Annotated in this window: 20 protein-coding genes; 6 read left to right on the top strand and 14 right to left on the bottom strand. The window is 62.6% G+C overall.

Going from position 1 to position 25,072, the window contains the following annotated elements; translation table 11 throughout:
• Positions 1-51: 51 nt before the first annotated feature.
• The 4 genes from serA to R4P64_RS14325 form a co-directional block, all read right to left on the bottom strand.
• On the bottom strand, positions 52-1,644 hold the full coding sequence (gene serA / locus R4P64_RS14340; RefSeq protein ID WP_092808551.1) for a phosphoglycerate dehydrogenase: 1,593 nt from the start codon (positions 1,642-1,644) through the stop codon (positions 52-54).
• 250 nt (positions 1,645-1,894) lie between these two features.
• Positions 1,895-2,896 (bottom strand): ketol-acid reductoisomerase, encoded by a 1,002-nt coding sequence (ilvC, locus tag R4P64_RS14335; RefSeq protein ID WP_172937779.1) that lies wholly within the window; start codon positions 2,894-2,896, stop codon positions 1,895-1,897.
• 52 nt (positions 2,897-2,948) lie between these two features.
• Positions 2,949-3,452 (bottom strand): acetolactate synthase small subunit, encoded by a 504-nt coding sequence (gene ilvN / locus R4P64_RS14330; protein WP_033236588.1) that lies wholly within the window; start codon positions 3,450-3,452, stop codon positions 2,949-2,951.
• Positions 3,449-5,389, bottom strand: a complete 1,941-nt coding sequence (locus tag R4P64_RS14325; RefSeq protein WP_033236589.1) for an acetolactate synthase large subunit — start codon at positions 5,387-5,389, stop codon at positions 3,449-3,451. Before R4P64_RS14325 ends, ilvN begins: the two co-directional genes overlap by 4 nt.
• 267 nt (positions 5,390-5,656) lie before the next feature.
• Here R4P64_RS14325 and R4P64_RS14320 point away from each other — a divergent pair, with 267 nt between their 5' ends.
• Together R4P64_RS14320 and ilvD are read left to right on the top strand one after the other, a co-directional pair.
• Positions 5,657-6,184, top strand: a complete 528-nt coding sequence (locus R4P64_RS14320) for a PH domain-containing protein (protein ID WP_045067163.1) — start codon at positions 5,657-5,659, stop codon at positions 6,182-6,184.
• 114 nt (positions 6,185-6,298) lie between these two features.
• The gene (gene ilvD / locus R4P64_RS14315) at positions 6,299-8,140 is read left to right on the top strand and encodes a dihydroxy-acid dehydratase (RefSeq protein ID WP_045067162.1); all 1,842 of its coding nucleotides are present in this window, start codon (positions 6,299-6,301) and stop codon (positions 8,138-8,140) included.
• A gap of 60 nt (positions 8,141-8,200) precedes the next feature.
• Here ilvD and R4P64_RS14310 read toward each other — a convergent pair whose 3' ends face one another.
• Genes R4P64_RS14310 through R4P64_RS14290 form a run of 5 tightly spaced genes read right to left on the bottom strand, consistent with a single transcriptional unit; the run spans position 8,201 to position 13,358 of the window.
• Positions 8,201-9,097, bottom strand: coding sequence for an STM4011 family radical SAM protein (locus R4P64_RS14310; protein WP_317821342.1), 897 nt, complete (start codon positions 9,095-9,097; stop codon positions 8,201-8,203).
• A complete protein-coding gene (locus R4P64_RS14305; protein WP_317821341.1) occupies positions 9,094-10,434 on the bottom strand; it encodes an STM4012 family radical SAM protein in 1,341 nt (446 codons plus the stop codon). Before R4P64_RS14305 ends, R4P64_RS14310 begins: the two co-directional genes overlap by 4 nt.
• Entirely contained in the window at positions 10,431-11,300 is an 870-nt protein-coding gene (locus R4P64_RS14300; protein WP_317821339.1) for an STM4013/SEN3800 family hydrolase, read from the bottom strand. The genes R4P64_RS14305 and R4P64_RS14300 overlap by 4 nt, the downstream gene beginning before the upstream one ends.
• On the bottom strand, positions 11,297-12,373 hold the full coding sequence (locus R4P64_RS14295) for an STM4014 family protein (protein WP_287163042.1): 1,077 nt from the start codon (positions 12,371-12,373) through the stop codon (positions 11,297-11,299). The genes R4P64_RS14300 and R4P64_RS14295 overlap by 4 nt, the downstream gene beginning before the upstream one ends.
• 31 nt (positions 12,374-12,404) lie before the next feature.
• The gene (locus tag R4P64_RS14290) at positions 12,405-13,358 is read right to left on the bottom strand and encodes an STM4015 family protein (RefSeq protein WP_045067921.1); all 954 of its coding nucleotides are present in this window, start codon (positions 13,356-13,358) and stop codon (positions 12,405-12,407) included.
• A gap of 395 nt (positions 13,359-13,753) precedes the next feature.
• Between R4P64_RS14290 and R4P64_RS14285 the strand changes: the two genes are divergently transcribed.
• On the top strand, positions 13,754-15,289 hold the full coding sequence (locus R4P64_RS14285; RefSeq protein WP_092808555.1) for an amino acid permease: 1,536 nt from the start codon (positions 13,754-13,756) through the stop codon (positions 15,287-15,289).
• A 74-nt stretch (positions 15,290-15,363) separates the two neighbouring features.
• On the opposite strand, the gene R4P64_RS14280 is transcribed toward R4P64_RS14285, so the two are convergent.
• A complete protein-coding gene (locus R4P64_RS14280; protein WP_033236595.1) occupies positions 15,364-16,191 on the bottom strand; it encodes a DoxX family protein in 828 nt (275 codons plus the stop codon).
• 89 nt (positions 16,192-16,280) lie between these two features.
• Between R4P64_RS14280 and R4P64_RS14275 the strand changes: the two genes are divergently transcribed.
• The 3 genes from R4P64_RS14275 (at position 16,281) to R4P64_RS14265 (ending at position 20,270) form a co-directional block, all read left to right on the top strand.
• Complete coding sequence (locus R4P64_RS14275; protein ID WP_317821333.1) at positions 16,281-17,441, top strand: PQQ-dependent sugar dehydrogenase; 1,161 nt, start codon at positions 16,281-16,283, stop codon at positions 17,439-17,441.
• 109 nt (positions 17,442-17,550) lie between these two features.
• Positions 17,551-19,098 (top strand): HNH endonuclease signature motif containing protein, encoded by a 1,548-nt coding sequence (locus R4P64_RS14270; RefSeq protein ID WP_317821331.1) that lies wholly within the window; start codon positions 17,551-17,553, stop codon positions 19,096-19,098.
• 125 nt (positions 19,099-19,223) lie between these two features.
• Positions 19,224-20,270, top strand: coding sequence for an NAD(P)-dependent alcohol dehydrogenase (locus R4P64_RS14265; protein WP_317821329.1), 1,047 nt, complete (start codon positions 19,224-19,226; stop codon positions 20,268-20,270).
• Between the two features lie 80 nt (positions 20,271-20,350).
• On the opposite strand, the gene gatB is transcribed toward R4P64_RS14265, so the two are convergent.
• The 4 genes from gatB to R4P64_RS14245 all read right to left on the bottom strand — a co-directional run bounded on the left by gatB (position 20,351) and on the right by R4P64_RS14245 (position 24,907).
• Positions 20,351-21,862, bottom strand: a complete 1,512-nt coding sequence (gene gatB / locus R4P64_RS14260) for an Asp-tRNA(Asn)/Glu-tRNA(Gln) amidotransferase subunit GatB (RefSeq protein ID WP_317821327.1) — start codon at positions 21,860-21,862, stop codon at positions 20,351-20,353.
• Between the two features lie 25 nt (positions 21,863-21,887).
• Positions 21,888-22,919: an ATP-dependent 6-phosphofructokinase gene (locus R4P64_RS14255; protein ID WP_033233152.1), complete on the bottom strand. Its 1,032-nt coding sequence runs from the start codon at positions 22,917-22,919 to the stop codon at positions 21,888-21,890.
• 107 nt (positions 22,920-23,026) lie between these two features.
• Positions 23,027-23,689 (bottom strand): response regulator, encoded by a 663-nt coding sequence (locus tag R4P64_RS14250; protein ID WP_033233151.1) that lies wholly within the window; start codon positions 23,687-23,689, stop codon positions 23,027-23,029.
• Positions 23,690-23,698: 9 nt separating this feature from the next.
• Positions 23,699-24,907: a sensor histidine kinase gene (locus R4P64_RS14245; RefSeq protein WP_033233150.1), complete on the bottom strand. Its 1,209-nt coding sequence runs from the start codon at positions 24,905-24,907 to the stop codon at positions 23,699-23,701.
• Positions 24,908-25,072: the final 165 nt, after the last annotated feature.

Raw genomic sequence — 25,072 nt, 5'->3', positions numbered from 1 at the left:
TGTGCGCCTTCATCAACCGCAAGGGTTGACAAAGGCGCACAGTGAAAACAATCAGGAAAGGTCGACCTGGGCAACGCGAGCGTCGAGCTGCGAGACGATTGCCTCGACATCGGCGTCGGAGACAACCTTGTCGACGCGCAGGATCGCCGTTGCGCCTTCGCCTTCGGCGTCCTGGCTCAGTGCTGCGGCGAGGATGTCGATGCCGGAGTTACCGAGGACGGTACCGAGCACACCGAGAACACCCGGGCGATCGCCGTAGTGGACAACGATGTTGTGACCCTCGGCGCGCAGGTCGAAGCTGCGGCCGTTGATGCTGACGATCTTCTCGACCTGTTGCAGGCCGGTGAGTGCGCCCGTGACGGAGGTGACGGTGCCGTCGGCGGCAACTGCACGAACCTCGACTGCGCTGCGGTGAGCGAGTGCCTCGGAGTGCTTTTCGACGGACACGGTGACGCCGCGCTGCTCGGCGAGTGCCGGAGCGTTGACGAACGTGACAGCCTCGTCGCTGCTTGCGGAGAACACGCCGCGCAGAGCAGCGAGGCCGAGGATGTCGACGGTTTCAGCGGACAGCTCGCCGGAGGCGACAACCTGGACCGTCTGAACAGCTTCGGGAGACAGCGTCGCAGCAAGGAGACCGAGCTTGCGGACGAGCTCGAGCCACGGAGCAACTTCTTCGCCGACCGGGCCACCGGAGACGTTGACTGCCTCGGGCACGAAGTCGCCGGCCAGAGCCAGGAGAACGCTCTTGGCGACGTCGATGCCCGCACGGTCCTGAGCTTCGGACGTCGAAGCACCGAGGTGCGGGGTGACGACGACGTTCTCGAGGCCGAAGAGCTTGGAGTCGGTGCAGGGCTCGGTGTTGAACACGTCGAGGCCGGCGCCGCGAACCTTGCCGGAGACCAGAGCGTCGTACAGCGCATCTTCGTCGATCAGTCCACCGCGAGCGGCGTTGACGATGATGACGCCGTCCTTGGCGCGAGAGAGACGCTCGGCGTTGATCAGGCCGGCCGTTTCCTTGGTCTTGGGGAGGTGAACGGAGATGAAGTCCGCACGCTCGACGAGCTCGTCGATGGTGACCAGTTCGATGCCGAGCTGCGCTGCGCGAGCGGCGGGCAAGTAGGGGTCGTACGCGATGATGGTGGTTTCGAACGCGGCGAGACGCTGTGCGAACAGCTGGCCGATGCGGCCGAGGCCGACAACGCCGACGGTCTTGCCGAGGATCTCGACGCCGTTGAACTTGCTGCGCTTCCAGGTGCTTTCGCGCAGGGTCTTGTCTGCGGCGGGGATCTGGCGAGCCGTCGACATGAGCAGAGCAACTGCGTGCTCGGCTGCCGAGTGGATGTTGGAGGTCGGTGCATTGACGACCATCACGCCGCGCTCGGTGGCTGCGGGGATCTCGACATTGTCCAGGCCGACACCGGCGCGGCCGATGATCTTCAGCTTGGTGCCTGCGGCCAGAACCTCGGCGTCGACGGTGGTGGCAGAGCGAACAAGAATCGCGTCGGCCTCGGGCACAGCTGCGAGCAGGGCAGCGCGGTCGGGTCCGTCGACCCACCGCACCTCCACACCGTCGCCGAGTGCCTCGACTGTGGACGGCGCGAGCTTGTCTGCGATCAGAACAACGGGGCGGCCAGGCTGGCTCACGTGCAAACTCCCTGATTAGGTGGGTGTGGGGGTGGTTTAACCCCCAGTAGTTTAGTGCGCGCCGTCTCGGCGTCCACAACTCGGTAGGCAATACCACATAGTGGACACTTTTGCGGGCGAATTCTCAATGAGAATTACGGCGGGCTTCAGTTGGCCCGGCAAAGACCTCCGGCCCAATGCCACTCCGGTCCAAGATAATTGGACCGAAGCAGGCATCAGGCCGGAGTGAAGACAAGCTGAAACAGCTTAATTACGCCGTTTCGGTGATCGGACGATCGACCCAGCTCATCAGGTCGCGCAGCTTCTTGCCGGTGACCTCGATGGGGTGCTCGGCGTTAGCCTTGCGCAGGCCTTCGAGTTCGGTGTTGCCGTTCTCGACGTTGGCAACCAGACGACGGGTGAACTCGCCGGACTGGATGTCGGCCAGGATCGCCTTCATGCGCTCCTTGGTGCCTGCATCGATGACGCGCGGGCCGGACAGGTAGCCACCGAACTCAGCGGTGTCGGACACCGAGTAGTTCATGCGGGCGATGCCGCCTTCGTACATGAGGTCGACGATGAGCTTGAGCTCGTGCAGAACCTCGAAGTACGCCATCTCGGGTGCGTAGCCGGCCTCGACCATGACCTCGAAACCGGTCTTGACCAGTTCCTCGGTGCCACCGCAGAGCACAGCCTGCTCGCCGAAGAGGTCCGTCTCGGTCTCTTCCTTGAACGTGGTCTTGATGACGCCTGCGCGCGTTCCACCGATGCCCTTGGCGTAGGACAGAGCGAGAGCCTGGCCTTCACCCTTGGGGTCCTGGTCGATTGCGATGAGCGCGGGAACACCCTTGCCGTCGACGAACTGACGACGCACCAGGTGGCCGGGGCCCTTGGGCGCAACCATGCCGACGGTGACGAACTCCGGAGCCTTGATCAGGTCGAAGTGAATGTTCAGGCCGTGACCGAAGAACAGCGCGTCGCCGTCCTTGAGGTTGGGCTCGATGTCATTCGTGAAAATGCTTGCCTGGGCGGTGTCCGGTGCGAGCACCATGATGACGTCGGCCCACTCGGAAACCTCTGCCGGCGTGCCGACCGTCAGGCCTGCTTCTTCAGCCTTGTCGCGGGACTTGGAGCCCTCCTTGAGGCCGATGCGGACCTCGACACCCGAGTCGCGCAGGCTCAGCGAATGGGCGTGGCCCTGGCTTCCGTAGCCGATCACAGCAACCTTGCGGCCCTGAATGATCGACAGATCGGCATCGTCGTCGTAGAACATCTCGACTGCCACAGTTCTCAACCTCTCCTTGGATTATTACGTGTCTAAAGTACTAGCGGGTGGCCGTGATCGACTTCGGCCCTCGACCGACTGCCACGACCCCGGACTGAACGATCTCCCGGATACCGTACGGATCAAGCATCCGCAGCAGGGCATCCAGCTTGGACCGGGTACCGGTCGCCTCGATGGTGACGGACTCCGGGGAGACGTCGATTACCTTGGCGCGGAACAGGTTCACCGTTTCGATGACCTGGGTGCGCACGCTTGCATCTGCGCGCACCTTGATGAGCACAAGCTCGCGAGCGACGGAAGCATCACCGTCTTGCTCGACGATCTTGATGACGTTGATCAGCTTGTTGAGCTGCTTCGTCACCTGCTCGAGGGGGAACTCGTCGACCGTGACGACGATGGTCATTCGAGAGATCTCGGGGATCTCGGTGCCGCCCACCGCGAGGGATTCGATGTTGAATCCTCGGCGGGAGAACAGGGCGGAGACGCGAGCGAGCACGCCTGGCTTGTCCTCGACGAGAACGCTGAGGGTGTGGGTGGTGCTCACTGCTGGTCCTCCCCTGTGCCCGCGGCGGGTCCGGCTTGCTCGCGTGACATGGCTTCATGGATGACGGCGGGCTCGGCTACTGCCTCGTCGTCGTCGAACAGCGGCCGGATACCCCGAGCCGCCATGATCTCGTCATTGCTGGTTCCAGCGGCGACCATCGGCCACACCTGTGCGTCGGCGGTGACGATGAAGTCGATCACGACAGGCTTGTCGTTGATGGACTGCGCCTCACGGATCGCAGCTTCGACGTCCTCTTCGCGCTCGACACGAATTCCGTGGCAGCCCAAGGCTTCTGCGAGCTTGACGAAGTCCGGGATGCGGATGGCGCCGTGCGTTCCCAGGTTGGTGTTGGAGTAGCGCTCTTCGTAGAAGAGTGTCTGCCACTGACGAACCATGCCGAGGTTGCCGTTGTTGATGAGGGCGACCTTGATCGGGATACCCTCGAGCGCGCAGGTGGCCAGTTCCTGATTGGTCATCTGGAAGCAGCCGTCACCGTCGATGGCCCACACCTCGGTGTCCGGCATGCCCATCTTTGCGCCCATGGCAGCGGGAACCGCGTAGCCCATGGTGCCGAGTCCACCCGAGTTGAGCCACGTGCGCGGCTTCTCGTAGCTGACGAACTGGGCTGCCCACATCTGGTGCTGACCGACGCCGGCGCAGTAGATGGCGTCCGGTCCGGCGAGCTTGCCGACGGTCGAGATGACGAACTCGGGGCTCAGCTGACCGTCGGTGGGACGGTCGTAGCTCAGCGGGTAGGTACGCCGGATGTCGTTCAGGTACGCCCACCATTCGGTGAGTTCGAACGTGGTGCCCGTGGCCATGTCGGCACGGATGGCCTCGATGAGTTCGGTGATGACCTCTTTGCAGTCGCCCACGATCGGGACGTCGGCGTAACGGTTCTTGCCGATCTCGGCCGGGTCGATGTCGGCGTGGATGACCTTGGCATCGGGAGCAAAGGAATTCAGCTGACCGGTAACGCGGTCGTCGAAGCGGGCGCCGAGCGTGATCAGCAGGTCGCTACGCTGCAGAGCGGCGACGGCGGCGACGGTGCCGTGCATGCCGGGCATGCCGCAGTTGAGATCGTGGCTGTCGGGGAATGCACCGCGGGCCATCAGCGTGGTGACGACGGGAATGCCCGTCAGCTCGGCGAGTTCGAGCAACTCGGCAGAGGATTCGGACTTGATGACGCCGCCACCGACGTAGAGGACTGGAGACTTGGCGTCGGCGATCAGGCGCGCAGCTTCGCGGACCTGCTTGCCGTGCGGCTTGGTGACCGGACGGTATCCGGGCAGGCGCATCTCCGGCGGCCACGAGAACGTGGTCTGAGCCTGGAGGATGTCCTTGGGGATATCGACCAGGACCGCGCCGGGGCGACCGCTGGATGCGAGGTAGAAAGCCTCGGCCATGATGCGCGGGATGTCGATACCGTCGGTGATCAGGAAGTTGTGCTTCGTGATCGGCATGGTGATACCGGAGATGTCGGCTTCCTGGAAGCCGTCGGTACCGATCAGCGAACGCGCGACCTGTCCGGTGATTGCCACGATCGGAACGGAGTCCATCTGAGCGTCGGCCAGCGGCGTGACCAGGTTGGTTGCACCGGGACCCGAAGTGGCCATGCAGACGCCGACCTTGCCGGTGGCCTGCGCGTAACCGGTGGCGGCGTGGCCGGCACCCTGCTCGTGGCGCACAAGTACGTGACGGACCTTGACCGAATCGAAGAGCGGGTCGTACACAGGCAGCACGGCACCGCCGGGGATGCCGAATACCGTGTCGACCTCGAGCTCTTCGAGGGCGCGAACGACAGACTGCGCGCCCGTTACCCGCTCCGGGGGGAGCTGGCGACGGGTAGCCGTCTGCGATGCGGCAGCCGCGGTAGTCGGGCTCGGTGTCCCTGACTTGCGCGGCGTGGGTTGAGGCCGTGCTGTTGGTGCGCTCACTGGGAAATCCTCTGATTTGGCTCCGGGCAACAAAAAACCCCCGTCAGCATCTGCTGAGCGAGGGTGGCGCGTCGTTATCTGGTGAGTTGAAAATTATCGACTCAGGCGACGACGCGCCGGTCGATTACGAGCAACTCATTCTGTTTCACGCACTCGACAGTAGAGGCGCTAGTCGCGAACGGCAAACTTGGTGAGTCAACCGTCCCAGAATCTGAGATACATCGGCTGCAATGCGAAGATGTAGAGGTGTCAACTTCGCAGCAGCCCGTGCCACCGGTTCAATCATCCCACACGCCGAAACCACTTCGGCACGTCATCCGCATTTCGCAGCTCGCCTACATGGCGTGCGCCTTCCTGCTCTTCGCGGTCAGCTTCCCGATCTTCGGCTGGCCCGCAGCATTCAGCTGGTTGCTGATCCTGCCGATCATCGCCGTCTACTTCGTCGCCCGGGTCCGCACCACCGTCAGCCCCGACGGCCTCGAGGTTCGTTCGATGTTCTCCAGCCGCACGCTGAGCTGGGACGAGGTCAAGGGCTTCCGTTTCCCGAAGCGCAGCTGGGCCCGCGCCGAACTCACCGACGGAACCGAGGTGACACTGCCGGCCGTCAGCTTTGTCCGGCTCCCCGAAATTGCGATCGCCAGCGGTGGCCGCATCACCGATCCCTACGCGGCAGCGGCAGACGCCTTCGACGCCGAAGAAGCGGAACGGGCCGAACAGTCCGCAAGCGGCAGCGCCCCTGAGCCCGAATCCGAATCCGAGCCGTCGAACGACCAGCCCGAATCAGAACAGAAGTAGCACGCGAGTAGCGTTGAATCGCCCTCGCTTCAATTCTTTTCGCCGCGTAAGCACACAGCCCTGTTGTTCGCGCAGCAGAAGTAGATCAGCAACGATCACATAAGGAACACGCCCATGCCCCCGTTGAGGTCACGCACCACCACCGTCGGACGTAATGCTGCCGGAGCCCGATCCCTGTGGCGCGCCACAGGAATGACGGATTCCGACTTCGGTAAGCCGATCGTCGCCGTAGCGAACTCGTACACCCAGTTCGTACCCGGCCACGTGCATCTCAAGAACGTGGGCGAGATCGTTGCCGAGGCCATTCGTGAGGCCGGCGGCGTCGCTCGTGAGTTCCACACCATCGCCGTCGACGACGGTATCGCCATGGGCCACGGCGGAATGCTCTACTCACTCCCGAGCCGCGAGATCATCGCCGACTCGGTCGAGTACATGGCAAACGCCCACACGGCCGACGCATTGGTGTGTATCTCCAACTGCGACAAGATCACTCCCGGCATGCTCAACGCCGCGATGCGTCTGAACATCCCGACGGTCTTCGTGTCCGGCGGACCGATGGAGGCCGGTAAGGCAGTGGTTGTCGGCGGCGTGGCCCAGGCCCCCACCGACCTCATCACCGCAATTTCCGCCTCCGCCAACGACGCCGTGTCGGAAGAAGGCCTCGACGAGGTCGAGCGCAGTGCGTGCCCGACATGTGGATCCTGCTCGGGCATGTTCACGGCCAACTCCATGAACTGCCTCACCGAGGCCCTCGGTCTCGCCTTGCCGGGCAACGGCTCCACGCTGGCAACCCACAAGGCTCGTCACGCACTCTTCTCTCGCGCGGGCACCACCGTGGTCGAGGCTGCCCTGAAGTACTACCGCGACGGCGACGAGTCGGTTCTGCCGCGCAACATCGCGACCCCGGCAGCGTTCCGCAACGCGATGGCTCTCGACGTCGCCATGGGCGGTTCCACCAACACCGTCCTGCACACACTGGCAGCGGCACAGGAAGGCGAGGTCGACTTCGACCTCGACACCATCGACGCGATCAGCCGCAAGGTGCCGTGCCTGTCCAAGGTCTCCCCCAACTCGGACTACCACATGGAAGACGTCCACCGCGCCGGGGGAATCCCGGCGCTGCTCGGTGAGCTTCGCCGCGGCGGACTCCTCGAAACCGACGTCTCGACCGTGCACACCAAGAGCTTCGACCAGTGGCTCGACGACTGGGACATCCGCTCCGGCAAGGCAACAGACGAAGCGATCGAACTGTTCCACGCTGCTCCCGGCGGCGTGCGCACCATCGAACCGTTCTCGACGGACAACCGGTGGTCTGCCCTCGACACCGATGCTGCCGGTGGCTGCATCCGCGACGTCGAGAACGCCTACACCGTGGAAGGCGGCCTGGTCGTCCTGCGCGGCAACATCGCCGTCGACGGCGCAATCCTCAAGACGGCCGGTATCGACGAGGAACTGTTCTCGTTCCAGGGCCCGGCTCTGGTCGTCGAGTCGCAGGAAGAAGCCGTCTCGGTGATCCTGCAGAAGAAGATCAAGGCCGGCGACGTCCTGGTCGTGCGTTACGAAGGACCAAAGGGCGGACCGGGCATGCAGGAAATGCTGCACCCCACCGCCTTCCTCAAGGGCGCAGGCCTCGGCAAGGAATGCGCGTTGATCACCGACGGCCGCTTCTCCGGTGGCACATCCGGTCTGTCCATCGGCCACATCTCCCCCGAGGCTGCTGCCGGCGGAGTTATCGGCCTGGTGCAGAACGGCGATCAGGTTCGCATCGACGTCGCGTCCCGCACGCTCGAGATCCTGGTCGACGACGACGTCCTCGCCGATCGTCGCGCCAAGATGGAAGCCTCGGAGCGTCCGTGGCACCCCGTTGACCGTCAGCGCACCGTCACCACCGCCCTGCGCGCCTACGCTGCGCTGGCAACGTCGGCTGACAAGGGCGCGGTTCGGTACGTCCCGTAGATAGCAGAAGCTAGCGAAGATCCCCGGCAGCGTTGATAACGCGGCCGGGGATCTTCTGTTTCACCGCACTACGTGCAGGGGTAACTGCCTGCTCACACGCGCACTCGTCAGCGTGGCCGGTATGCGCTCGAGCACTCCCCCGGCGAAAGCGTCGTAGAGCGGCAGCGATTCGAGATGCACGTAGCCGATGTGACAGTCACACATCGTTTTTGGACATTCTCGTGCGGTCAGTGTTTGCTCGAGGCTGCCGTCGTACAGATTCCCGATCACCTCGGGAACAAAGTGGCACCGCCGAATGGTGCCGTCACCGTCGACGGAAATGACGGATTCTCCGGTTCTGCAAGCTTTTCCGACGCTCGGATGCGGGTTCCGGCTGTAGGGAAAAAGCGGGTCCAGTTCGGTCCAGACCTGCGCTTCCTCATCCGAATACACCCGTCCCTCGGCTGCATTCACCCACAGGTAGACATTCTCGGGCAGTTTCTGGCGCAGCTCACTGGCAAGATCGAGATGCTCCGGGAATCCGACGACCCCCACCGAATAGCGGATGCCACCTCCGTCGAGTTCCCGGCATTTCACAAGAAATCTTTCGAGCGAGATCTGTCCCGGATGAAATGTGCACCACAGCGCCAGCGTCGACGGGTCTGCGTCGGCAAGCCACGTGGTACGAGCGCTGAGATTGGTTTGTATCGCGACCCGTTCGACGTGAGGCAACCAACTCAGTTCCGCGAGAGTGCGCCGATACCAGGACCGCACCAGCGCCTCACCCCACGGTGTGAACAGCACGGACAACCGTAGATCCGTCCGCTCGGCCACCCAAGCTGCAAACCGTTCCAATGATGCTCTGTCCGAACGTAATTCGGCTGGCGGATCACGGCGTTTCGCGAACGGGCAGTACGGGCAGTCGTAATTACAACTCGCCAACGGACCGCGGTAGAGAATCGACAACGAGGAGTTCATTTGGCCTCGTACTCTGCCATGTCCCGGTGGACACTCGCTGAGAACAACGCCGGGCCGATCGCGTCGGAGTGCGCCAGACCTTCGGGCGAGAGTTTCAGTCGATCGGGCTGTAGATCACCCGCCAACCACCCGGCGGCTTCGAAGGCCTTCAATTCCTCCGGAAAGTCGTCGGTATGTAGTGTTCCGAACCGCGCGAGATAGTCGGACAGATCCATCCCTTCGGCCTGAAGCACCGACTGCACGAGATGCCTGCGACGCGTCTCATCGGGAGTCATGAATCGACCGACTTCCGCGTAGGCGAACTCGTCGGCCGGCCGGGCGATGAACGTGTCGATGATCCCGCGGATCTCCCGCATGTCCACCGCATAATCGAACGAATAGTGAAGGTCAGCGGTGTACGAGCGTGCGCCACACCCCAATCCGATCATGCCGTCGGTCTGGCACGCGTAGTCGGCCGCCCCGTCGATGACCGCACCCTCGCGCTGGAACATACGCATCGAGACCTGCCGATACCCGGCCTGCTCGAGGTAGTCGCGGCCGAACCGATACAAGCGCAGACGCCGCTCGTCCCACTCGGCATCGGATTCCGTGACCGCTGTTTTCTTGCCCAAACCCGTGAGCGCTCGAACGTAGAGCGGATACAGATACAGCTCCTCCGGTTCCCACGCCAACGCCGCGTCGAGGGATTGCCGCCAGGTCTGCTCGGTCTGACCGTCGATGCCGTAGATGAGATCGATGTTGAGCACGGGAATTCGAGCGTCCCGGATCCGCCCGAGCGCGGCGTCGACATCGGCCCGCTTCTGCGGCCGCGCTGCCGCCCTCGCTTCGGAGTCGATGAAGCTCTGCACTCCCAGACTCAGGCGAGTAGTTCCGCGGGCTGCCAGCACGGACATCCGGTCGGCGGTTACCGTCGACGGCGACGCCTCCACCGAGAACGGAACAGATGAAAGATCGGCGCCCATGCTGAGTTCCGCGATGTCGCACAATCTGTCGAGTTCGGCGGCGTCGAGAAAGGTCGGGGTGCCGCCGCCGAAGGCCACGGCGTCGTAGTGAGTTCCGTCGCCGACAGCGTCCGACACAACACGTGCTTGGCGCTCGAGTGCGTCGAGGTATGCGGTGGTCATCTCACCCGGCGCGCCGATACGAGTGAACAAATTGCAGAATCCGCAGCGAACCTCGCAGAACGGAATATGTAGGTACAGCGACAGTGCGTCTTTCGGCTCTGATGCCCACAATTTCTGCAACGACGGGCGAGGCTGTAGCGGCCGGTACGCCGTCTTGTGCGGATACGCATAAACGTAATTTTGGTACGGACGTACCGTAACTGCGAGACTCATCGCTGTGGACCTTCCACGAAGAAATGTGCATAGGGAACTGTCCACACGCTGTCGTGACCCAGCCGGTGCCCGGTCCAACCGTCGTCGCCGTACGCTGTGCCGTGATCGGAACAGACGATGGCAAAGCACCGCCGCCGTGAACTCATGGCCTGCAGCAGTCGTGCGATATGGCGGTCGATGTATTCGAGTGCGGCAGCATGGGACTGGAGGGTGTCTCCCGACTCGGCGCTAGCACCTGCAAGGTGGAACCAATTGGGTTGATGCAGCGCAGCGGCATTGACGAACAGGAAAAGCTTCTGGTCCGGTTCGAGACCGGCCACCACCGTCTCGGCACACTCGACTTGCGCTTCGAAGGATTCCGGAGACGTCACACCGAAGCGCGATTCCCAATAGCTCTCGTCGAACATCGATGGCATCACCGAACCTAGGGGCGCGGCTTTGTTGAAGAACCCGACCCCGCCGATACACACAGTGCGGTAGCCGACCTGCCGCAGACCGTCCACCACATTGGGGGCCTCGAACACAAAAGTTCCGTCGGCGGTGGATTCACTCCCAGCGAATCGTGCGGCAAACAGTCGCGGATGCGGACCCTGGCTGGCGGGCGTCGGGAGAAAGCCGGCAAAAATCGCCTGATGAGAGGCGTAGGTGAAACTTCCCGGGGCATGGCGCTTTTCCCACCGTCCCCCGGGGAGGTACGACGCGAGAGTGGGAATGCGGCCACTCGACGCCAGTTCGCAGGCGACGTCGTAGCGGAGCGTGTCCAACGTGAGCAACAGGATGTCGTCCTGCCCCACGACCTCATTCATGTCGGGGTAGCTCGTGTCGACGTCGTTCATGTCGACGTCGTTCATGTCACGGTTGTTCACCGGGCATACTCCATGTTTTCCGATTTCTGTAGCGAATCTACTTGTGCTTGATACGTAGTCATTCCCTCGGCGGGGCTTCCGGGCAGACCGGTAAGCCCCGGCAGGAGATCTCCGAACGCATTGACCTCTCCCACCGTGAAGCGTCGCCACCCGACGCCGGGCAAGACGTCGATTCCGACATGGGGTGCCGCCGGAAAACACGCTGCTGCCCGCTCACTCAATTCCAGGAGCTGTGACCAATTCTCACCTGCAACAGCCTTCGCGTCGACGAGTGCACCGCGGGTACCGCCAAGGTGCAGATTGGTAAGCGGAGAAGCGCTGGTCCGCACTACAGCATGGGTGGCAACACCCCCGACAACCACCACACGAACGTCGGCGGTGCGTCCGCCGAGCGATGCTTTGGGTATCCACGCTTCGACATGAAGTCCGTCGGGCGCGAGCCGATCGACAATTGACGCGATGGCAGCCCTCGTTCGATATGTGCGCACTCGAAGTGAGTTGTGCAGCGCACCATCAGCACCCACCTCAACAGAGGTGACAGCCCGGACCTGCCCGCGCGGACCCCATTGCAGCGCAATCACTCCCGACGCCGACGAGCCGTGAGCGAGTTTGACGAACACTCGCGGCATGCGTGCGTCGGCCGCGAGTTGCTCGAGCTCGGCGTAGCTTCGAGGCGCAGTCTCCAACGCCGCGGGGACCCGCACCCCGGCAGCGTCGAGATGGCGATGGCAGCGCCGTTTGTCGAACATCACCGCAATCTCGTTCGCATCACCGAGAACCCGAGCACCGACGCGATCTGCTCGATCGGTAATCTCGCGAATCTCGGTAGTGAATCGTCGATACCACTTGCCGGTGCCCTCAACCCGTGTCGACTCGTCCGTACCGCGAAGGTATCGGTCCACCACGGAATCTTCTCCGGGCGAATCGATTCGAACGATCTCGCCAGCGTCGAAACCGTAATCTCGACCGATAATCTCACGCCAACCCAGAACACGCGGAGTCGGCAATCCCGCTGCCGTGACCGCGTCGACAAACCCGGAAACTCGACGATTGCCCGGAACCCCGATAACCACGAACCTCGAATGGAAAGGCGGCGACGAGGGATTACTCGGAGACTGCAACATATCGACAGATCTCGTCGTCGTACTCATCCGCGTCGGTCTGCTCGGACAGATCGACCCGAACTCCCAATTCGGCGCAATGCCGGGTCAATTCCGTGATCGCGGCATCACTGAGAAAATGATAGTGCAGGTCGAGAAACTCGAGACCCTTGAAAGAACTGGTGTCGAGAAGCGCTTGGGCACCGTCATCCGAGAGCGTGCCCATCGAAAGATCCACCGTGGTGAGCTGCCCGAGAATCGGGGCGGTAACAATCGCCTTGGCGATATCGTCCTGAATCTCGCTGTTACGCAGGCCCAGGTGCCGCAACGACGGCAATTTCGTACCGCCGAGAATGACAGCCAGATCCTCGATTGTCGCGTCTCCGCCGTAATTGTCCGTCCCGAGCCACAGATCGAGAAACTCGAGCGCCGGGAAGTTACTCGACGACACTCCGTGGACAACTGCGGCGGGCAGTCCACCCGACTCGATGGTCAATCGTCGCAAAGCGGCGTGGCCTGTTTCCGGGAACTGCAATTCCGTGCCACCACGAATGCCGAACTCGACCAACTCCGGAAACGCCCCGAGGACAGGGGTGACGTCGGATTGCTGAATCCAGGAAATCTCCTGCTGCTCCTGTGTGATGTCCGCGAGAAATAGCGCCCGCAGCGACGTCAACCGGTGACGTTGCTCGACAACCAGTTCCACGATCGACGACGAGTTGACCTCGTACGACTCACCCCACTGGCCGATGATCAGAGCCTGCACCGCCGACAGGTCCACCTTCTCGACAAACCGTGCCCAGGCCTCGGAAAACTCTTCCGAGTCATCCGAATACGGTTCCACCGAGATGCGCCACGCCACAGCACCCGCAGCGGGCAGTGCTGAATCAGTCGCCCCCGCAGCTGGGAAGTCGAAAGCCGGAAGCCCGTGCAACGCGTCGAGATGGGCCTGGATCATCACGATCTCCTTCAAGTCGGGTACCGCGAGCGTCGCGGTTGATCGCTTATTGATAGCAAGACCGACCGACAGGTACTGAAATGACGCGACACGACGCGCGGAGAGACTGACCGGAATGCGCTGCTGCTGCGGACAATTCGGACGCATTAGTACGAAATGTGCGTGATCGAATTCACTTCCCGTAGTGTGCACGGAGCCAGCTGATCAAAACAGATATGTACGGGGGGTTGATGGCGAGTGAAGTGATCATTTTATTTAGTTCAGTGGCCGCGACTTGCGCACTGCGCTCACCAATGGTTCCCTCATCTAGTCGATGAGACCCACATCACATTCGACAACTGTCAGCCACCTCCCGTCCCCCACAAGGTCGCCGGGAATCAATCAAGGAGCAATACATGCCCGGAGTCGGCATATGGCGCACCAAATCCGTCGAGCAATCGATCGCGGACACCGACGAGCCTGAAACCAAGCTCAAAAAGGAACTGACCGCGAAGGACCTCACGGTCTTCGGCGTCGCCGTTGTCATCGGCGCAGGTATCTTCACCCTCACCGCCAGAACAGCCGGCAACGTAGCGGGCCCCTCGATCTCACTGGCCTTTGTTCTTGCAGCCATCGCGTGTGCACTTGCAGCCCTCTGTTACGCAGAGTTTGCCTCGACGGTCCCCGTCGCCGGCAGCGCGTACACGTTCTCGTATGCAACCTTCGGCGAATTCGCAGCCTGGATCATCGGCTGGGACCTGATCCTCGAATTTGCACTTGCCTCCGCCGTGGTCGGCAAGGGGTGGTCGCTCTATCTCGGCAATGTGATCGGGGCGAGCGGAAGCACCACAGCTCACATCGGATCCATCAGCTTCGACTGGGGCGCACTGCTCATCATCGGAGCGATCACACTTATTCTCGCGATCGGCACCAAGGTTTCGTCCCGAGTCTCTGCCGTCATCACCGCGATCAAGATCGCAGTTGTTCTCCTTGTCATCGTCGTCGGTGCGTTCTACATCAAGAAGGAGAACTACTCGCCCTTCATCCCGCCCGCCGAAGGCGCAGAGAGCACGGCTAGCGGAATTCACCAGACGCTGTTCTCCTGGCTGACCGGAGCCGGCGGAAGCAGTTACGGCGCATACGGTCTCCTTGCCGCTGCCAGCCTGGTCTTCTTTGCCTTCATCGGGTTCGACGTCGTCGCTACCACCGCCGAAGAGACGAAGAACCCCCAGAAGTCGCTGCCGCGCGGAATCTTCGGCTCGCTCGCGATCGTGACCGTCCTGTACGTCGCTGTCACCCTGGTTCTGACCGGCATGGTCAAGTACACCGAACTCAAGGACGGTAGCCCGCTCGTCGGCGACTCGAGTGCCACGCTCGCCACCGCCTTCGAAGCCAACGGAATCGGATGGGCACAAACTGCCATCAACTTCGGCGGCCTCGCCGGCCTGACCACTGTTGTCATGGTCATGATGCTCGGCCAGACCCGCGTCCTGTTTGCCATGTCACGTGACGGCCTGATGCCCAGGAAGCTTGCCAAGACCACCAGCAAGGGCATCCCGCTGCGCATCACGCTGATCGTCGGCGGCATCGTCGCAGTGCTCGCTGCCTTCTTCCCCATGGGAACTCTCGAAGAGATGGTCAACATCGGCACGCTGTTCGCCTTTGTGCTCGTCTGCGTCGGCGTGATCGTGCTTCGCCGCACCCGTCCCGATCTGCCGCGCGGATTCCGCGTGCCGTGGGTGCCGTTCGTTCCGATTCTCGCGGTTCTCGCCTGCGGTTGGCTCATGCTCAACCTGTCGGTCGAAACCTGGATTCGATTTGTGGTCTGGATGGCGATCGGCGTTGTCGTGTACTTCGCGTACGGTCACCGCAAATCGGTACTCGGTCGCAAGCTGAAGGACGGCACGGCGATCCCGGCCGCCAATGCCGCACCGGTGCTCGTCAAGGATTGATCAACCCAGATCGACAAACAGCAGCCGCCCGCCTTCCCTTTCGGAGAGGCGGGCGGCTGTTTTTCTACATCCGATCAGATGAGCGGGTTTGCCCCGTTCAGGAAAATCCACGTGCACACGCCGGCACCGATACCCAGAATCAGCACAACCAACGAACCGATGAAGGGCCGCTTCGCCCAGCCTCGGCGGCCGTCCAGCGCGATTCGCCCTGGTCCCGTGAGGATGATCACACCAGCGCAGATCCCCAAGAGCATCTCGTACTCGGTTCCGTTTGGCGCAAAGTACTCGAGACCGGGCTCAGCCAACTGACGAAGCGCCCATGCATTGATCATCACGGCCAGCACCGACGCCGCGGCAATCGGAGTCAACAGACCCAAAATCAGCAGTGCGCCACCAGCCACCTCGCCGACCGCACCCAAAATTGCCAACAACTTGGCCTGTTCGAATCCCGCTTCGGCCAACATTGTTTCGAAGCCGCCCAGCCCCGGGCCGTTCCACAAACCCGTCAGCTTCTGTAATCCGTGTACCAACGCGGTGCCGCCCACCGCCAACCGGAGCGCCAAAAGACCGAGATCCAGTGTTCCTCGGCTCGGCCGCGGATCTTCGGCCACCGGAATCGGGTCTGCGACCGCGACCGGATCGGCCGGCATCTCGTACGCGGTATCGCGTGTGAGCACCTCAGTCGGTTTATCAAGTAACCCCGGACGATATGCCGGGATTTGTTCGGTCACGGAATTTGCTTGCGCTGAACCGAAATCGAGATCGTCGTCGGTTCGCGGCAACGAATTGCGGGCATTCACCGGAGGAAACTGCTCCGTCGGTGAGTCGTAAGGACTGGACACTTTGCCCGTCGCCACGCCGGGTTCCGACAGTTCGCTGGGGTCTTTTCGCTCGTCAGTCACGTAGGAGAGCCTAAAGCGGTGACGCGACGAGGTCGGGGAACCTACTCCGGCGTGGCGGCGCAGGGCATCGGTTACGTAACGTCTTCACCATGACTACGGGTGGACGCAACACGTCGCGCAGAACACGACGCGCCGCATCGGCAACCTTGGCACTCGCCTTCGCTGCGTCCGTCCTTTCCGGTTGCGCCGACTTCGACGAATCGACGGCAAGCCCGTTCACTCCGGAACCGACCATCCAATCGAACGCGGAAGTTGCGCCGCAGAACCCGCAACCCTCGACAACTACCGCTCCGCCCATAGCACCGCGCGGCCCCCTCGGTCCGTGTGTGGATGCCGACCCGGCGGTCATCGCAACGTGCCTCGACACCACCGGTGGACTTCTCACCCTGCCAGACGGAAACTCAGGTCTGGTTGCCGAACGCCGGACCGGCCGGATCCTGCAGGTCGCCCCCGGCCAAATCCCCGTCGAGGTCGCCAAGATCGACGTCGACGGAAGTGCTGACGGCGGACTACTCGATATTGCCCTGTCCCCTACCTTCGTCGAAGACAACCTGATCTACGCGTACGTCACGACGGGCTCAGACAATCGTGTGGTCCGCATAGCGCCGGGTGATACCGCAAAGGTAGTCCTCGGAGGAATTCCTCGGGGCACCAACGGGAACCGAGGTTCCCTCGAGTTTGCCGCACCCGATCAACTCATGGTCCTGACCGGAGATGCCGGAAATCCAGCTGCTGCAAACGATCCCGCATCACTGGCCGGCAAGTTGCTTCGCGTTCGATCCCTCGCCCCCAATGCCGCTCCCCCGCGCCCCGACGTTGTCCTGTCAGGTATCGGTAACGGCGGTGGCGTGTGCGTGGAACCCGGCATCGCGACGTGGGTCACCGATCGCACCGCACTGGAGGATCGCCTCCAGCGGGTAGGTGCAGACGGTACCGTGACCGCTCCGGCTTGGACGTGGCCCGACCGCCCGGGAGTGGGCGGCTGCGTGGCAGTACAAGGCGTTGTTGCAGTGGCTTTGGGCGCGGGTAAAGCCGTGGCTTCACTGGCAACCGACCCCGGTACCGGCGCCATCACCACACCGCCGGGCGCTGTTGCCAAGGATACTTACGGTCAACTCGAAGGCCTGGCCTTGGGCGCGGACGGATTGCTGTGGGTCAGCACCGTCAACAAGACGGCGGGCGAACCTGGCCCGAATGACGACAAGGTAGTGAAGATTCCCATGCCCAGCGGCGGTGGCGGAGTCGACTGATACTCGTCAAAAGCCAAGCCGCCCTGAAGTTTCCAGTCGACATTCAGACTTTTCCGACTGGTTTTCGGGAGCCCTCGTAATCGAACAGGATTTCGATTAGGGTTGGGGAATGTTCGATTCGGGGGTGGGAAGTTTCGGTATCTCAGCAGAGCTGAGTGGTACCGAAACCGATTGCGCCCTGGTTGATTTGATGGCTCAGTTGCATTCGTGCGAGGCGATGTTGGTCGAGCGGAAACTGGCCGTGGTGGCGGAGTTCTTCACCCGCCGCAGCGCCGAGCATGTCGAGGGCGGTACGTGGACGTCGTCGGCGCACGAGTTGGCCGAATCCGAGGTTGGCGCGGTCCTGACGATGGGGCGTGCCGCGGCCGGGAAGCTCATCGGGTTGGGTTTTGCTTTGAAGACGCGGTTGCATCGCACACGGGCGGCGATGGCCCGCGGCGAGCTCGACTTCTACCGGGTCACGTTGATCGAATCGGCGACCGCGAATGTCAGTGACGAGCTGATCGACGAAGTCGAACGCTTGCTGCTCGAGCAGGTGCTCGCTCCAGCCGTGGACGGCGGTATCGGGTTGACGGGTCGCCGGTTGACCGCGGCGATCGACCGGATCGTCGCCCGCGTCGATCCGGAAGGCATGCGAGAACGACGACGCCGCGCCCTCGCCGACAGGTTTGTCGGAGTCAGCGCCGCCGAGGACGGCATGGCCCGCATCCTCGGCAGCATCCCGGCGGAGCAAGCCCGCGCGTTCGACGGCCGATTGCGGGAATTGGCGATGTCGGTGTGCCGCCATGATTCCCGTACGTATGAGCAGCGCCGAGCCGACGCGTTGGGCGCTTTGGTGAGTGGTTCGACGGTGTTGGTGTGTGACTGCGAGCGCGACGATTGCCCGCAAGATCGCAGCGGCATGGTCATCATTCGCCGGCCACTCGTGCATGTCGTGATGCACGAATCCACCTTCGCCGGCAGCGATACTCCCGGCGGCGACGAACCCGCTCACCTCGACGGGTACGGAGTGATCAGCGCCGAGCATGCCCGTGACATCGCAAAAGACGCTGCGATAAAAGAAGTCCGCGTACCCGCAGATCCCGAACCGACATATGAGCCCGCGTCAGCGTTGGTCTACCGTCCCGGGGCAGCGCTCGATGCGTGGCTGCGGGTCAGCGCGGGCAGTTGCCAGTGGCCGCACTGCGATGTCCCCGCCTGGAACTGCGACCTCGACCACAACGATCCGTTCAACCACACCAACCCCGCGAAGGGTGGGAAAACGGTCGCGTCGAATCTGAGTGCGTTCTGCCGTAACCATCACCGCCTCAAGCACTCCGGACACTGGAGGCTCCACCCGAACCCGGATCGCAGCGTCACCCTGACCTCGCAGACCGGTCATTGCTACCGGACCAGAGCTGCCGGACTACTCGCCGGCCAACAGGAACCGCCGCCACCGGAAGGCGGCAAACCGCGACGCACACGGTTGGAGAACAAGGCTGCCCGTATCCGAAGCGAACGCAAACACCGGCGCGTCAAGATTCAGCACCGCACAGCACAACACGCGGAACGCAAACGCCGCCAAACCTTCCCGATCTCCACACGCCGACAGCATGTGCCCCGAAAGCGCACACCTAGCAAACACATCGACTACGGCAACGACCCACCGCCATTCTGAACAGACTCACCGATCCCGTGACCGAACATGCGCTGACGCGTACCCTTTTGTTAGCGGGACTAATCACCACGCTGCCAGGGCCCGTTGACCAACCACGACAACGCAGTCGGGACAAAGGAGTCGGAATGAAGGCAATCCAGTACACGAGAATCGGCGCTGAACCCGAACTCACGGAGATTCCCAAACCCGAACCTGGTCCAGGTGAAGTGCTCCTGGAAGTAACCGCAGCCGGCGTCTGCCACTCGGACGACTTCATCATGAGCCTGCCGGAAGAGCAGTACAGTTACGGCCTGCCGCTCACTCTCGGCCACGAAGGTGCCGGCCGTGTCGCAGCGGTTGGCGACGGCGTCGAAGGTCTCGACATCGGAACCAACGTCGTGGTCTACGGTCCGTGGGGCTGCGGAAATTGCTGGCACTGCTCACAGGGACTCGAAAACTACTGTTCTCGCGCAGAGGAACTCGGCATTCACCCTCCCGGACTGGGCGCCCCCGGCGCGCTGGCCGAGTTCATGATCGTCGACTCTCCTCGCCACCTTGTCCCGATCGGTGACCTCGACCCGGTCAAGACAGTGCCGTTGACCGACGCAGGCTTGACGCCGTATCACGCGATCAAACGTTCTCTGCCAAAACTTCGCGGAGGCTCGTACGCCGTTGTCATCGGAACCGGCGGCCTCGGCCACGTTGCCATTCAACTCCTCCGCCACCTCTCGGCGGCTACCGTTATCGCACTGGACGTGAGCGCGGACAAGCTCGAACTGGCAACCAAGGTGGGCGCTCACGAAGTTGTCTTATCCGACAAGAACGCGGCCGAGAACGTCCGCAAGATCACCGGAAGTCAGGGCGCCGCACTGGTTCTCGACTTCGTCGGCTATCAGCCCACTATCGACACCGCGATGGCGGTTGCCGGCGTCGGATCGGACGTCACGATCGTCGGGATCGGCGACGGCCAGGCGCACGCCAAAGTTGGATTCTTCCAAAGTCCTTACGAGGCTTCGGTGACAGTTCCGTACTGGGGCGCCCGCAACGAGTTGACCGAATTGATCGACCTCGCGCACGCCGGCATTTTCGACATCGCGGTCGAGACCTTCAGTCTCGACAACGGAGCGGAAGCGTATCGACGCTTGGCCGCCGGAACGCTCAGCGGCCGCGCGGTTGTGGTCCCTGGCTTGTAGATCGACAGCGGTAAACCACTGATGCCCAGCCGAATTCGATTCGGCTGGGCATCAGTGCTCAGTACTGAGTGTGCGACAGACTAGCTGCATGCCTCCAGGACAAGTTCCTTCACCCGTGCCGCGTCAGCCTGGCCGCGGGTGGCCTTCATGACGTCGCCGACAATCTTTCCGGCGGCCTGCACCTTGCCGCTGCGGATCTTGTCTGCGATATCGGGGTTGGCAGCGAGTGCCTCGTCGACAGCAGCCTTGAGCTTGGTCTCGTCACGCTCGACAACCAATTCGGGATGTGCCGCCAGAACCTGCTCGGGATCACCCTCACCGTCGAGGACGTGGTCCACAACCTGACGGGCGACCTTGTTGTTGAGCTTGCCGCTGTCGATGAGAGCAACAACCTGCGCGACCTGGGACGGCGTGATCGGCAGCGCGCCGAGTTCAACTCCGCGAGTGTTGGCCTGCTGTGACAGGTACGACAACCACCAGGATCGGGCGGCTTCTGGCGAAGCGCCGGCTTCGGTGGTGGCGATGACCAGGTCGATGGCACCGGCATTGACGAGGTCGCGCATGACCTCGTCGGAGATCCCCCAATCCTTCTGGATCCGCGCACGGCGGATCCAGGGCAGCTCGGGCAAAGTGGCGCGCAGTTCTTCGACCCACTCGGCGCTGGGGGCAACGGGTTCGAGGTCGGGTTCCGGGAAGTAGCGGTAATCTTCCGCGGTTTCCTTACGTCGACCAGCGGAGGTGGTGCCGTCGGCTTCCTGGAAGTGACGCGTCTCCTGGATGACCTCGATACCGGCGTCGAGCACTGCCGCCTGACGACGCATCTCGTAGCGGACTGCGACCTCGACGCTCTTGAGGGAGTTGACGTTCTTGGTCTCGGTGCGGGTCCCCAGTTCGGTGGAACCGATCGGCATCAGCGAGATGTTGGCGTCGCAGCGCATCGAACCCTGGTCCATGCGGACGTCGGAGACGTCGAGAGACTTCAGCAGATCACGAAGCGCCGTGACGTACGCGCGAGCGACCTCGGGGGCGCGCTCACCGGCACCGTGGATGGTCTTGGTGACGATCTCCACCAAGGGAACGCCGGCACGGTTGTAGTCGAGCAGCGAATGGCTGGCACCGTGGATACGACCGGTAGCGCCACCCACGTGGAGGGACTTACCGGTGTCCTCTTCCATGTGGGCGCGCTCGATCTCGACGCGCCACGTGGTGCCGTCGTCGAGGATCACGTCGAGGTAGCCCTCGGTTGCGATCGGCTCGTCGTACTGGGAGATCTGGTAGTTCTTGGGCTGATCCGGGTAGAAGTAGTTCTTGCGCGCGAATCGACCCCACGGTGTGATGGAGCAGTTGAGCGCAAGACCGATCCGGATCGCGGATTCGACAGCAGCAGCGTTCACCACTGGCAATGAACCTGGCAGGCCCAGACAGACCGGGCATACCTGGGTATTGGGTTCGGCACCGAACTCGGTGGGGCACGGGCAGAACATCTTGGTAGCGGTGCCGAGTTCTACGTGCACCTCCATACCCATCACAGGCTCGTACTTGGTCAGCACTTCGTCGTAATCGAGGATGTCGGGCGCATCGACAGCAGTCATGGTGACTAGTTTATGCGCCGGACGCTCAGCCGAAGAATGCGGCTGCCTCCTCGTAACGCTCCTTGGGCACGGTCTTGAGCTTGCGGGTTGCCTCGGCGAGAGGAACCAGGTCGATGGACGTACCGTGCAGGGCCACCATCTGGCCGAAATCACCACGATGAGCTGCGTCGGTGGCGTGGACGCCGAAGCGGGTGGCGAGTATCCGGTCGTGCGGCGTCGGGGTGCCACCACGCTGGATATGGCCGAGAACCGTCGTCCGGACTTCCTTGCCGATGCGGCGCTCGATTTCGTTGCCCAACTGCTGAGCGACGCCGGTGAAGATCTTGTGTCCGAACTCGTCGATGCCGCCTTCACGCAAAGTCATGGAAGCTGGATCGGGCATCGCCCCTTCGGCGACAACGCAGATGAAGTGAGAATCACCACGCTGGAAACGCTTCTTGACCATGGCGCACACTTCGTCGACGTCGAACGGCTGCTCCGGAACCAACGTCAGATGAGCACCGGACGCCAATCCGGCCTGCAGTGCGATCCAGCCGGCATGTCGACCCATGACCTCGACGAGCATGACGCGCTGGTGCGATTCCGCTGTGGTGTGGAGGCGGTCGATCGCGTCGGTGGCAACGGCCAGCGCTGTGTCGAAACCGAATGTGACGTCGGTGCAGTCGATGTCGTTGTCGATGGTCTTGGGCACTCCGATCACCGGGACACCGCTCTCCGCGAGCCAACTGGCCGCGGTGAGTGTGCCTTCACCGCCGATCGGGATCAGGACATCGATTCCGTTGTCGTCGAGAGTTTGTTTGATCTGATCGAGTCCGGCCCGCAGTTTGTCGGGGTTGACGCGTGCGGTTCCCAGAATGGTTCCGCCGCGCGTGAGGATGCGATTGATGCGGTCGTCGGCCGCGAGGGGAACCTTCCGATCTTCGAGCAGACCACGCCAGCCGTCGCGGAAGCCGACGACGGTACTGCCGTACCGCCCGTCCGACGTGCGAACCACCGCACGGATAACCGCGTTCAACCCTGGGCAATCGCCGCCACCTGTGAGGACTCCGATTCGCATTGTAAAAAGCACCTCTCAACAGTTGGGTGATTGCAGGATCTGCTGTCCATCTTCCCCCAGCAGGCGCGGTGGCGCAGGATTGTCACTTTTCAGATCAAGCCCGGCAATCATCCCGGTGTGACAAGTCCACTTTCGTATGCAACGACAACCGCTTGTGCTCGATCTCGCAGGTCCAGTTTCGAGAGAACCTTGCCGACGTGTGTCTTCACCGTCTGTTCCGCGACAAACAGGTGCTCGGCAATTTCGATGTTCGACAGCCCTCGTGCGATCAGTTCCAGCACTTCACGCTCGCGTGGGGTCAACATGTCGAGAGCGCTGGAACGAACCCGGGTGGGTGTTCTCCTACTCGTCACTTCCTCGATCAACCGCCGTGTCACGGTCGGAGCCAGCAATGCATGTCCTTCGGCGACGACGCGCACCGCCCGAATCAGTTCCTCGGCGGGGGCGTCCTTGAGCATGAAACCACTCGCACCGATCCGCAGAGCCTCGTAGACGTAGTCATCGATGTCGAAAGTCGTGAGCATGAGGACCCGAACCGGTGGCTCCCCACCCGTTGCCAGAATCTGGCGCGCTGCATCGAGGCCGTTCATCTCCGGCATCCGCACGTCCATCAACACGACGTCGGGGCGCAGGCGCGCTACTTCGGCAACCGCAACCCTGCCGTCGGGGGCATCTCCGATGACGCTGATATCGGGTTGCGCGGCGAGCAGGGCTCCGAATCCCTGTCTGACCATTGCCTGATCGTCGGCGATGAATACTGTGATGGGCACTCCGACAGCCTAGGCGGCGACCGTCGGCAATATAGCGCGGACCTCGAACCCGCCGCCCGCCAGCAGTTGCGTGTCAACCATTCCGCCGACGGCGGACGCACGCTCGACCATCCCGCGGATTCCATTGCCACCGGCGGTATCCGAAGACTTGGCGACACTGGAAGTCGGGACACCGCCACCCGCCGGCGGTCCGTTCACCACCCGAACCTGCGTGGACGCTTGGCCGAACTCGACGGACACCTCGATGGGGCTACCCGGTGCATGCCGGACGGCATTGGTGATCGATTCCTGCACGATGCGATACACGACAAGACCGGTGGACGCCGACACGCGTGTTCGATCACCATCCACGTTCCATACCAACGGAATTCCCGCGCGGGCGCTGCCTGCCAGTAGCTCGTCGAGTTGCAGCGCTCCCGGTTGCGGTGCGACCTGGGTGGCTTCGGCGTCGCTGCGCAGTACACCCAGCAACCCGCGAATCTCGTTGAGCGCAGCGCGCCCCGTGTCACCGATCGAGTCGAACTCGGCGCGGATCTCGGGCGTCACGTCGCCGAGTCGGTACGGCGCACTCTGCGCCTGCACCACCACCATCGACATGTGGTGGGCGACAATGTCGTGCAGCTCGCGGGCTATCCGGGCCTTCTCTTCCAACACGGTTCGGCGGGCACGTTCGACTTCATTTACCTCTTCCTGCTTCGCCAACGCACGACGTGAAAGAACAAGCCACCGAATCAGGAAGCAAAAGACCACCAGCGCGGTCAGACCCACCGCCCACCCGGCACCGTCCTGGCCCGGAGTCTCGGCAAAGAACAACAGGACCGTCGAGATCCACGCAACCCCCACCACCGGTACCGCAGCAGTGAGACTGACCGCGGCAAGCAGAGCCATGATCACCATGATGTGAACGACCTGCCAGGGATATTCGTACCCGGGCACGAGATCGAATACGTGTGGAATCACCAACGCCGAGATCGCGGAAACAGCCCATCCCAGAGCGGGATTGATTCGGATCAGGACAAAGGGAAACGCGGCCAACGCAGCCACGAACGGCTGAATCGGCGGTGACACCGCATGCGTCAGGTGCAACGTCGGCCAGGCGACCGTAAAGAGAATCAACGTCACGACAACTACAGCTACGTTCGCGAACTGATCACCGGTCAACCGCCGCGACGCGCGGGTCACACTCGCCTGCGCCACTTTCATCTTTCCTGCCTTCATCACCTGTCCAGCCTAGAAAGCGAACCCTCGAAAGTCGTCATACTGCGGAGTGAGAAACCCCTAACTCCGCAGTATCAGTGGTCCAGGGTTCCTCTCACCCCAGAGCACAGACAAACCACTCTGCGGAGCGATGCTCAGGTGCGCCCGCCGTTCATAGCGTCGACA

Source organism: Rhodococcus sp. IEGM 1366 (genome assembly GCF_033142425.1).
GTDB classification, from domain to species: Bacteria; Actinomycetota; Actinomycetes; order Mycobacteriales; family Mycobacteriaceae; genus Rhodococcus_F; species Rhodococcus_F globerula.
This window is presented reverse-complemented; position numbering and strand designations above follow the sequence as displayed.

What these genes read in the sequence shown, in the direction of transcription:
- ilvC (WP_172937779.1), bottom strand. Translation starts at nt 2,896, where the DNA reads ATGTTCTACGACGACGATGCCGATCTGTCGATCATTCAGGGCCGCAAG.
- ilvD (WP_045067162.1), top strand. Translation starts at nt 6,299, where the DNA reads ATGCCCCCGTTGAGGTCACGCACCACCACCGTCGGACGTAATGCTGCC.
- R4P64_RS14310 (WP_317821342.1), bottom strand. Translation starts at nt 9,097, where the DNA reads ATGAACTCCTCGTTGTCGATTCTCTACCGCGGTCCGTTGGCGAGTTGT.
- R4P64_RS14305 (WP_317821341.1), bottom strand. Translation starts at nt 10,434, where the DNA reads ATGAGTCTCGCAGTTACGGTACGTCCGTACCAAAATTACGTTTATGCG.
- R4P64_RS14290 (WP_045067921.1), bottom strand. Translation starts at nt 13,358, where the DNA reads ATGATCCAGGCCCATCTCGACGCGTTGCACGGGCTTCCGGCTTTCGAC.
- R4P64_RS14285 (WP_092808555.1), top strand. Translation starts at nt 13,754, where the DNA reads ATGCCCGGAGTCGGCATATGGCGCACCAAATCCGTCGAGCAATCGATC.
- R4P64_RS14275 (WP_317821333.1), top strand. Translation starts at nt 16,281, where the DNA reads ATGACTACGGGTGGACGCAACACGTCGCGCAGAACACGACGCGCCGCA.
- R4P64_RS14270 (WP_317821331.1), top strand. Translation starts at nt 17,551, where the DNA reads ATGTTCGATTCGGGGGTGGGAAGTTTCGGTATCTCAGCAGAGCTGAGT.
- R4P64_RS14265 (WP_317821329.1), top strand. Translation starts at nt 19,224, where the DNA reads ATGAAGGCAATCCAGTACACGAGAATCGGCGCTGAACCCGAACTCACG.
- gatB (WP_317821327.1), bottom strand. Translation starts at nt 21,862, where the DNA reads ATGACTGCTGTCGATGCGCCCGACATCCTCGATTACGACGAAGTGCTG.
- R4P64_RS14255 (WP_033233152.1), bottom strand. Translation starts at nt 22,919, where the DNA reads ATGCGAATCGGAGTCCTCACAGGTGGCGGCGATTGCCCAGGGTTGAAC.
- R4P64_RS14245 (WP_033233150.1), bottom strand. Translation starts at nt 24,907, where the DNA reads ATGAAGGCAGGAAAGATGAAAGTGGCGCAGGCGAGTGTGACCCGCGCG.